Here is a 9,277-nt window from a genome sequence, read left to right as displayed (position 1 = left end):
GGGGGGGGGGGGGGGGGGGTGTGTGGGGGGGGTGGTTGTGGGTGGGGGGGGGGTTGGGTGTTTTGTTGGGGTGGGGGGGGGGGGTGGGCCGTGGGGGGGGGGGGGGGGGGTGGGGGGGGGGGTGGGGGGGGGGGGGCGCGGGCCCCCCCGCCCCTGGGGGGGGGGGCCGCCCCCGCCCCTCGCCACGCTTCCAGCACCACCACAGGAGACAACGTGACCACTTCCTCGAACGGATCGTTCGACCGCACTCCGCTCATCGCCGGCAACTGGAAGATGAACATGGACCACGTCCAGGCCATCACCCTGCTCCAGAAGCTCGCCTGGACCCTCGAGGACGCGCGCCACGACTTCGGACGCGTCGAGGTCGCAGTGTTCCCGCCGTTCACCGATCTTCGCGGCGTCCAGACCCTCGTCCAGGGCGACGACCTCAAGGTCGTGTACGGCGGCCAGGACCTTTCGCAGTTCGATTCGGGAGCCTATACCGGCGACATCAGCGGGGCGTTCCTCGCGAAGCTCGGCTGCACCTACGTGCTCGTGGGCCACAGCGAACGCCGCACGATCCACGGCGAGACGGACGAGGTGCTCAACGCCAAGACGAAGGCGGCGTACCGCCACGGCCTCGTTCCGGTGCTCTGCGTGGGGGAGGGGCTCGAGGTTCGCCAGGCGGGCCAGCACGTGGAGCATACCCTTGGACAGCTGCGCGCGGACGTGGAGGGCCTCACGGCTGAGCAGATCTCCACCCTCGTTGTCGCCTACGAGCCCGTGTGGGCGATCGGCACCGGCGAGGTGGCGGGTCCGGAGGACGCCCAGGAGATGTGCGCCGCGATCCGCAGCGAGTTGGCGGCGAGCTTCGGCGCCAAGGCGGCGAACTCCGCACGGCTCCTGTATGGCGGCTCGGTGAAGTCCGGGAACGCAGCCGCGATCCTCGGCCAGACCGACGTGGACGGCGTGCTCGTGGGCGGCGCCAGCTTGGACCCAGCCGAGTTTGCTAGCATTGTCAGGTTCGAAAGCCACGCTGGCGCGTAGCAGAGAGGCACGACGTGCAAGTACTCCAGATCATCCTGCAGATTCTGCTCGGCATCACGAGCCTCCTGCTGACCCTTCTCATCCTGATGCACAAGGGCCGCGGCGGAGGCCTCTCCGACATGTTCGGTGGCGGGATGTCTTCTGGCCTCGCTTCCTCCGGCGTCGCAGAGCGCAACCTGAACCGCTTCACCATCATCCTCGGCCTCACGTGGGGCGTCGTCATCATCGCTCTGGGTCTCATCATGCGCTTCTCGGGGACCGGCGAGTCCTGAGAAAGGCCTCCTAGAAGAAGAGGGCGGGAACAGCACATGCTGTTCCCGCCCTCTGCGGTGTCCCCCCGCTTGCTCCGTCACGTCCGCAGGGTCGAGACCCTGCGGCCGTGACGGAGCAAGCTTTTAGGCCGAGGCCGGTTCCTTCCGGAGCAGATTCTCCGGGACCTGCGCGGCAGCGGCGGCGTCAATGAGCCAGAGTGTGCGGTTCTTTCCCCGAGCACCTGCCGCGGGGACCTGGACGCTGCCGGCCCCGGCGAGGGCGAGGCCGACGGCGCCCGCCTTGTCCTCGCCGGCGACGAGCATCCAGACCTCGCCCGCGGACTTGATCGCGGGGAGCGTCAGAGTGATGCGCGACGGCGGTGGCTTCGGCGAGTTCGTCACGCCGACGACCATCCGCTGCGTCTCGCGGATGCCCGCCATCTCGGGGAACAGCGACGCGACGTGCGCGTCGGGGCCCACGCCCAGGAGCAGCACGTCGAAGCGCGGTAGGCGGCCCGGCTCGTCGGGGCGGTTGTCCGAGAAGTCTGACTCGTGCTCGCGGGCCGCAGCCTCGGCGAGCTGGCGCTCGTAGTCCGCGGCGGCGTCGTCGGGGCTTTCGAAGCTCCCGGCGTCGCCCGGGAGGTGAACACGCGCAGGATCCAGCGGGAGCTTGTCGAGGAGGGCTTCCTTTGCCTGGAGCACGTTGCGGTCTGGAGAAGCCGCCTCGACGAAGCGCTCGTCGCCCCACCAGACGTTGACCTTCGACCAGTCCACGGCACGGCAGGCGGGGGACTCTGCGACTGCCCGAAGCGTCCCGATGCCCATGGTGCCGCCGGTCAGGACGATCGTCGCGTCGCCGTACCGGTCCTGGGTGTCGACGAGCTTCGTGATGAGGCGGGCCGCGATCGCGGCCAGCAGCACCGACGAGTCGGGATGGATGCTGACGCGGGGATCAGCGCTCACTGGGCGTCACGCTCCTGAGGTTGGTCCGCGGAAGGCCTTCTGCAAGGACTTCGCCGAACACCAGGTCAGGGTCCAGCCGCCGGAGCTCTTCGGCGAGGCAATCCTGAAGAGTGCGTCGCGGGAGCGCGATCCGCTGCGCGGGCTGGCCCGGCTGGGTGAGCTCTGCGACGGTGAGGCCCGGACGGTAGAGCTGGATGTCGCCCGAGGATCGGCTGAGCCGGACGCGCCGGATGCCCGTTCCCGCGGGATCGGCCACGATCGTGACCGGGACGTCGAGCTCGAGGGTGAGCCAAGCCGCCAGAAGCGCCGTGCTCGGCGAGTCAGAGGCCCCCTCGACCGTGACCGCCGTGACGGTGGAGTCGTCTGCCTGGTCGAGTGCAGCTGCGAGCTGGATGCGCCAGTTCGTCACCCGCGTCCACGCGAGGTCCGTGTCGCCCGCCCGGTACGTCTCGCGGATGCGGTACAGCGCCTCGGTCGGGTCTGGCTCGTTCCCGGAGTCCGTGATGCGACGGTGGGCGATGCAGCCCACGGACGTGGCCGACGCGTTCGTCGGGGCGCCATGAGGCCACCATGCCACGATCGGCGCGTCCGGAAGCAGGAGCGCTGCGACGAGCGACTCGCTCTCCTCGGCGAGGCGGCCGTAGCCCCGCAGGACCACGACCTCGGAGGCACCGGCGTCGCCGCCCACGCGGATCTGCCCGTCGATACGGTCGGCCGAGTCGCGGCCCGAGTCGACGAGCACGATGATGCGGCACGGGTGCTCCCGGCTTGCCTGATTGGCCGCCTCGATGGCCTCTTCTTCGTAGCCGTGCTTCGTGATGACCACGAGGGTGAGGACCCTGCCGAGCGCCACGACGCCGCCTTCGTGGCGGAGATTCATGAGCTCTTTCGAGACCTTCGAGGTCGTCGTGTGGGGAAGGTCGATGATCAAGGCCGCCTCCAAGAGCGTCCGTCGCGGGCCATGAGAGCGTCAGCGGACGCCGGGCCCCAGCTGCCAGGTGCGTAGGGTTCGGGCTTGTCGCCGGTGGCCGCCCAGTACTCCTCGAACGGATCGAGGATCTTCCAGGAGAGCTCGACCTCCTCGTGTCGCGGGAACAGCGGCGGCTCGCCGAGGAGGACGTCCAGGATGAGGCGCTCGTAGGCCTCGGGGGAGGACTCGGTGAACGAGTGGCCGTAGCCGAAGTCCATGCTCACGTCGCGCACCTCCATCTGGGTGCCCGGGACCTTCGAACCGAAGCGGATCGTGGCGCCCTCGTCCGGCTGAACCCGGATGACGACCGCGTTCTGGCCGAACTCGGCGGTGCCCTGGTCTCCGAAGAGCAAGTTCGGGGCCTTCTTGAAGACGACGGCGATCTCCGTCACCCGGCGGCCGAGGCGCTTGCCTGCGCGCAGATAGAAGGGAACGCCTGCCCACCTGCGCGTGTGGATGTCGACCCGGATGGCGGCGTAGGTCTCCGTTGTGGAGTCGGCGGGAATTCCCTCTTCCTCGAGATAGCCCTTCACGAGCTCGCCGCCCTGCCATCCGCCGGCGAACTGGCCGCGGGCGGAGTGCAGCGAGAGGTCCTTCGGGAGGCGCACCGCGGCGAGGACCTTCTCCTTCTCGGCACGGAGGTCCTCTGCATCGAAGGAGATCGGCTCCTCCATGGCCGTGAGGGCGAGGAGCTGGAGGAGGTGGTTCTGGATGACGTCGCGTGCGGCGCCGACGCCGTCGTAGTAGCCGGCTCGACCGCCGGTGCCGATGTCCTCAGCCATCGTGATCTGGACGTGGTCTACATAATTCGCGTTCCAGATGGGCTCGAACAGCTGATTCGCGAAGCGGAGCGCCAGGATGTTCTGAACGGTTTCCTTGCCCAGATAGTGGTCGATGCGGAAGACCGCGTCCGGTGGGAAGACCGATTCGACGATGTCGTTGAGCTGGCGGGCAGACTCGAGGTTGTGGCCGAAGGGCTTCTCGATGACGACACGGCGCCACTTGCCCGGCTGTGGCTGGGCCAGCCCATGCTCGGAGAGCTGCCGGCAGACCTGCTCGAACGCCTTCGGCGGGATCGAGAGGTAGAACGCGTGGTTCCCGCGGGTTCCCCGCTTCTCGTCGAGCTCAGCGAGTGTCGCCTTGAGGCGTTCGAAGGCCTCGTCGTCGTCGAAGGCGCCCTGGACGAACCGCACGCCCTCGTTCAGCTGGGCCCACACTGCCTCGTCGAAGGGCGTACGGGCGTACTGCTTGACGGACGCCTTGACCTCTTCCGCGAAGTCCTCGTGCTCCCACTCACGGCGGGCGAAGCCGACGAGCGCGAAGCTCGGCGGGAGGAGGCCGCGGTTGGCGAGGTCGTACACGGCGGGCATGAGCTTTTTGCGCGCGAGGTCGCCCGTGACTCCGAAGAGGACGAGCGACGAGGGGCCCGCGATGCGGTTCAGGCGCCGGTCACGCGGGTCGCGTAGCGGATTGCGCCGCTTCGACCCGGTCGCGCCGTAGTCGTTCTCTGGCATGATGCCTTTCTATTCCATCTGATGCGGTCCGCACACCACGAGAGCGGAAGCACAAACGAGCAGAAGCCGCCGGCCCCGCCTGAAGGGGCCGGGCCGGCGGCTTGGAGCCTCAGCGCGCGAGGGCCGACACGACGTCGGTCAGCTGCTGGACACCCGCGGCGCGGTCGGTGAGGTGCAGCCGCAGGACGGGACGCCCATGCTCGGCGAGCACTTGGGCATCTCCGGCCGCCTGGGCCTCGATGAGCTGCGCGAACGAGAACGGCCGTCCGGGGATCTCGACGTCCGTCGAGGCTGCTGCGGTGACCTGGAGGAACACGCCGACCGCTGGGCCGCCCTTGTGGTACTGCCCGGTCGAGTGGAGGAAGCGCGGTCCCCAGCCGAACGTCGTCGGACGCCCCGTGGCCTTGGCCAGCTGGTCCCGCACACCTTCTAGCTGCGGGTACGCGAGGCGGTCGAGATACGCCTGAACGCTCACGTACCCGTCTCCGCCAAGCTGCGCGAGGAGCGCCTTGACGGCCTCCTCGACCGTGGACGCCCCGCCGAGCCACTCGCCGCCGCGAACCTCGATGGCACCCTCCGTGAAGGTAGCCCCTGTCGGCTCGGGGCGGGCATCGAGGAGCCCTCGTGCCGCCTGCTTGGCGGCCTCGACGTCGGGCTGGTCGAACGGGTTGATGCCGAGGAGACGGCCTGCAACCGCAGTCGCGAACTCCCAAACGAGCATCTGCGTGGCCAGCGTGCCGCCGATCGCGGCCTCATTCGTCCCGAGTACGGGCTCACCGTCGGCTGACACGAGACGCACCACGAGAACGTCGTCAGCACCCTCCGAAACCTCTGGCGAAGTCACGGATGCGACGACGGGCAGGACGCCCTTGCCGATCTTGCCGGTCGATTCCGCGATCAGCTGCTCGGCCCAGTCTGCGAAGCCCTTGATCCCGGAGCCATCCTCGACGATCACGATCTTGTCCCGCAGGGGAGTGGTTCCCCCGAGGGCCGCGCCGAGCTGCAGTCCGATGTTCTCCTCGGAGTCATCGCGGAGCAGCTCCACGGCTTCCTCGGCCTCGTCCAGCAGAGCCTGGATGTCGACCCCGGCGAGGCCCGAGGGCACCAGACCGAAGGCCGTGAGCGCCGAGTAGCGTCCGCCGACGTTGGGATCGGCATTGAAGACGGCGCGGTAGCCCGCTTCGCGGCTCGCCGCGTCGAGCGGGGAGCCGGGATCGGTGACGATGACGATCCGCTGCTTCGCGTCAATGCCGGCGGCTTCGAAGGACGCCTCGAAGGCGCGTCGCTGGGAGTCCGTCTCGACGGTGGAGCCCGACTTGGACGACACCACGATGGCCGTGGCCTCGACGCGCTCGGTCAACGCGGCCGAGACCTGCTCGGGATCCGTCGAATCGAGGACCACGAGCGGGACCCCGGCCGTTGCCGTGATGACCTCGGGAGCGAGCGAGGAGCCGCCCATTCCGCACAGGACGATCCTGTCCACGCCTTCGGACCGCAGCGCGTCGCGCAGCGCCACGACGTCCGCGACGAGCGGCTGGGACACCGTAGCTGCCTCGACCCAGCCGAGGCGCTTGGCCGACTCGTCCTCCGCGTCCTTGCCCCACAGCGTGTGGTCCTTCGCGAAGATCCGGCTTGCGACATTGTCGGCGACGAGTGCCGGCACACGGGCCTCGACGGCCTCGCGCGCGGCACCCGTGGCGTCAAAGGTCAGCGCGCTCATGCACGGGCCCCGTGGGCGGTCTCGGAGAGGGTCTGCTCGACGTCGGCGAGGAGTTCGTTCCAGGAGGCGACGAACTTGTCCAGGCCCTCGGATTCGAGGACGGCGACGACGTCGTTGTAGGAGACGCCGATCTTCTCGAGCGCGTCGAGGTGCGCGTTGGACGCCTCGTAGGTGCCCCGGACCGTGTCGCCCGTGATCTCGGCGTGGTCGAAGGTCGCGTCGAGGGTCTTCTCCGGCATCGTGTTCACCACCCCGGGGGCCACGAGGCCGGCCACATAGAGGGTGTCGGGCAGGTTCGGGTCCTTGACGCCGGTCGAGGCCCACAGCGGGCGCTGGGGCAGGGCCCCGGCCTCGGCGAGCAGGTTCCAGCGCTCGGAGCTGAACTCCTCTTCGAACACCTGGTAGGCAAGGCGGGCGTTGGCCAGGCCGGCCTTGCCCTTCAGCTGCGCGGCTTCGGGGGTGCCGATCTTCTCGAGGCGCTTGTCGACCTCCGTGTCCACGCGGGAGACGAAGAACGAGGCGACCGAGTGGATCGTGGAGAGGTCGTGGCCGTTGGCCTTGGCCTTCTCCAGTCCGGTCATGAACGCGTTGATCACCCCGCGGTACCGCTCGAGGGAGAAGATCAGGGTCACGTTGACGCTGATCCCGTTCCCGAGGGTCTCGGCGATGGCCTCGAGGCCCTCGAGCGTGGCCGGGATCTTGATGTGCACGTTGGACTTGCCGACCTTCTCGCGCAGCTTCTTGGCCTCGGCGATCGTGCCCGCGGTGTCCCACGCCAGGCGCGGGTCGACCTCGATCGAGACGCGCCCATCAACGCCCTTGGTCGCCTCGGCGACCGGGGCGAAGAGGTCGCACGCGTCGGCCACGTCGCGCGTAGTCAGCTCGAAGACCGTGCGCTCCACGTCCGCGCCGTCTGCGACGAGCTCGCGCAGCTGGTCGTCGTAGCCGTGGCCCTTGGTGATCGCGGCCTGGAAGATCGTCGGGTTCGTGGTCACGCCCACGACGTTCTTCTCCTCGATCAGGGCCTTGAGGGAGCCGTCCTGGAGCCGCTGGCGGGAGAGGTCATCGAGCCAGATCGACACGCCCGCGTCCGAGAGCGCCTGAGTGGGGGTAGTCATTTTCGTTCCTCCTTGTGAGGGGATGGTCAATGCCCGGAATGCTGGGGTAGCCGCACCCTGTCTTCTTTTAACGCTGCACGGCTGCGATAGAGTCCCTGGCGGCCTCGGCCACGGTCTCTGCGGTGATGCCGAACTCGCGGAACAGCGTCTTGTAGTCAGCCGAGGCACCGTAGTGCTCAAGGGAGACGGAACGGCCGGCGTCGCCGACGAATTCGCGCCAGCCGAGGGCAAGACCAGCCTCGACCGAGACGCGCGCCTTCACCTCCGACGGCAGCACCGACTCGCGGTACGCCTCGTCCTGCGCCTGGAACCACTCCACGCATGGCATCGAGACAACGCGGGCGGCGATGCCCTCGGCTGCGAGCGATTCGCGGGCCGCGACCGCGAGCTGGACCTCGGAACCGGTGCCGATGAGGATCACGTCCGGGGTGACGTCGGAGCCGTTGCGCTGAGCCTCGGCGAGCACGTAGGCGCCCTTGGCCACACCGGAAGCGTCGCCGAACGCGCCCTCACCGCGCTCCCAGGTCGGGAGGTTCTGGCGGGTCAGGACGATGCCTGCGGGGTTCTCGTGCCGCTCGAGGATGGTCTTCCAGGCCACGGCGACCTCGGTCGCGTCGCCCGGCCGGACGACGTCGAGGTTCGGGATGGCGCGCAGGGAGGCGAGCTGCTCGACCGGCTGGTGCGTCGGGCCGTCCTCGCCGAGCCCGATCGAGTCGTGGGTCCATACGTATGTGGACGGGATGCCCATGAGTGCCGAGAGGCGGATCGCCGGGCGCTGGTAGTCGGAGAAGATCAGGAACGTGCCGGAGAACGCCCGGGTCTTCCCGCCGAGGGTGATGCCATTGACGATGGAGGCCGCAGCGTGCTCGCGGATGCCGAAGTGCAGGACACGCCCGTAGGGGTTGCCCTTCCACGCCTCGGTGGAACGGGAGGCCGGGATGAACGACGGCGAACCCTCGATCGTGGTGTTGTTGGACTCGGCGAGGTCGGCCGAGCCGCCCCACAGCTCCGGAAGCACCGGGCCGATGGCGTTGAGGACCTTGCCGGACGCCGCGCGGGTCGAGACCTCCTTGCCGGCCGGGAACTCAGGGAGAGACTCCTCCCAGCCCTCGGGCAGGCGACGGGCCTCGATGCGCTCGTGGAGCTTGGCGCCCTCGGGGTTGGCGGCCTTCCATGCATCGAAGGACTCCTGCCACGCCGCACGCGCCTCACGGCCGCGCTCGAGCGCGCCACGCGTGTGCGCCAGGACCTCCGGGTCGATCTCGAAGGACTTCTCGGGGTCGAAGCCGAGGACCTTCTTCAGGGCCCCGACCTCGTCGGTGCCGAGGGCGGAGCCGTGGATCTTGCCGGTGTTCTGCTTGGTCGGGGCGGGCCAGCCGATGATGGTGCGCAGCGAGATGATCGAGGGGCGGCCGGTCTCGGCCTTCGCCGCCACGAGGGCGCGGTAGAGCTCCTGGACGTCTTCCTTGTACTCGCCCGAGGCGGTCCAGTCCACGCGCTGCGTGTGCCAGCCGTAGGCCTCGTAGCGCTTGAGCACGTCCTCGGTGAAGGCGATGTCCGTGTCGTCCTCGATCGAGATGTGGTTCTCGTCGTAGATCACCACGAGGTTGCCCAGCTCCTGGTGGCCAGCCAGCGACGAGGCCTCGGAGGTCACGCCTTCCTGGAGGTCGCCGTCGGAGGCGATGACCCACACGGTGTGGTCGAACGGCGACTCG

The 9,277-nt window shown here is 69.0% G+C and carries 8 protein-coding genes; 2 read left to right on the top strand and 6 right to left on the bottom strand.

What is annotated here, in order from left to right; all coding sequences use genetic code 11:
- Positions 1-213 precede the first annotated feature (213 nt).
- Together tpiA and secG are read left to right on the top strand one after the other, a co-directional pair.
- A complete protein-coding gene (tpiA, locus tag ACTHL9_RS07020; RefSeq protein ID WP_440518132.1) occupies positions 214-1,026 on the top strand; it encodes a triose-phosphate isomerase in 813 nt (270 codons plus the stop codon).
- A gap of 14 nt (positions 1,027-1,040) precedes the next feature.
- Complete coding sequence (gene secG / locus ACTHL9_RS07015; RefSeq protein WP_440518131.1) at positions 1,041-1,298, top strand: preprotein translocase subunit SecG; 258 nt, start codon at positions 1,041-1,043, stop codon at positions 1,296-1,298.
- Between the two features lie 123 nt (positions 1,299-1,421).
- On the opposite strand, the gene pgl is transcribed toward secG, so the two are convergent.
- From pgl to ACTHL9_RS06985, 6 genes are all read right to left on the bottom strand, one after another.
- A complete protein-coding gene (gene pgl / locus ACTHL9_RS07010; RefSeq protein ID WP_440518130.1) occupies positions 1,422-2,240 on the bottom strand; it encodes a 6-phosphogluconolactonase in 819 nt (272 codons plus the stop codon).
- A complete protein-coding gene (locus tag ACTHL9_RS07005) occupies positions 2,230-3,171 on the bottom strand; it encodes a glucose-6-phosphate dehydrogenase assembly protein OpcA (protein ID WP_440518129.1) in 942 nt (313 codons plus the stop codon). The genes pgl and ACTHL9_RS07005 overlap by 11 nt, the downstream gene beginning before the upstream one ends.
- Positions 3,168-4,724, bottom strand: coding sequence for a glucose-6-phosphate dehydrogenase (gene zwf, locus ACTHL9_RS07000; RefSeq protein ID WP_440518128.1), 1,557 nt, complete (start codon positions 4,722-4,724; stop codon positions 3,168-3,170). Before zwf ends, ACTHL9_RS07005 begins: the two co-directional genes overlap by 4 nt.
- A gap of 109 nt (positions 4,725-4,833) precedes the next feature.
- The gene (locus ACTHL9_RS06995) at positions 4,834-6,444 is read right to left on the bottom strand and encodes a glucose-6-phosphate isomerase (RefSeq protein WP_440518127.1); all 1,611 of its coding nucleotides are present in this window, start codon (positions 6,442-6,444) and stop codon (positions 4,834-4,836) included.
- Positions 6,441-7,562, bottom strand: a complete 1,122-nt coding sequence (gene tal / locus ACTHL9_RS06990) for a transaldolase (protein WP_440518126.1) — start codon at positions 7,560-7,562, stop codon at positions 6,441-6,443. Before tal ends, ACTHL9_RS06995 begins: the two co-directional genes overlap by 4 nt.
- Positions 7,563-7,629: 67 nt before the next feature.
- Positions 7,630-9,277: transketolase family protein (locus ACTHL9_RS06985; RefSeq protein ID WP_440518125.1), on the bottom strand; the 1,648-nt coding region annotated here is incomplete at its 5' end.

Origin of the sequence: Sinomonas sp., assembly GCF_051955515.1 — a bacterium.
Taxonomy (GTDB): Bacteria; Actinomycetota; Actinomycetes; order Actinomycetales; family Micrococcaceae; genus Sinomonas.
The sequence above is the reverse complement of the archived record's forward strand: the minus strand, read 5'-3'. Positions and strand labels throughout refer to the sequence as shown.

Coding starts and splice junctions, on each gene's coding strand:
- ACTHL9_RS06995 (WP_440518127.1), bottom strand. CDS start 6,444: ATGAGCGCGCTGACCTTTGACGCCACGGGTGCCGCGCGCGAGGCCGTC.
- zwf (WP_440518128.1), bottom strand. CDS start 4,724: ATGCCAGAGAACGACTACGGCGCGACCGGGTCGAAGCGGCGCAATCCG.
- tal (WP_440518126.1), bottom strand. CDS start 7,562: ATGACTACCCCCACTCAGGCGCTCTCGGACGCGGGCGTGTCGATCTGG.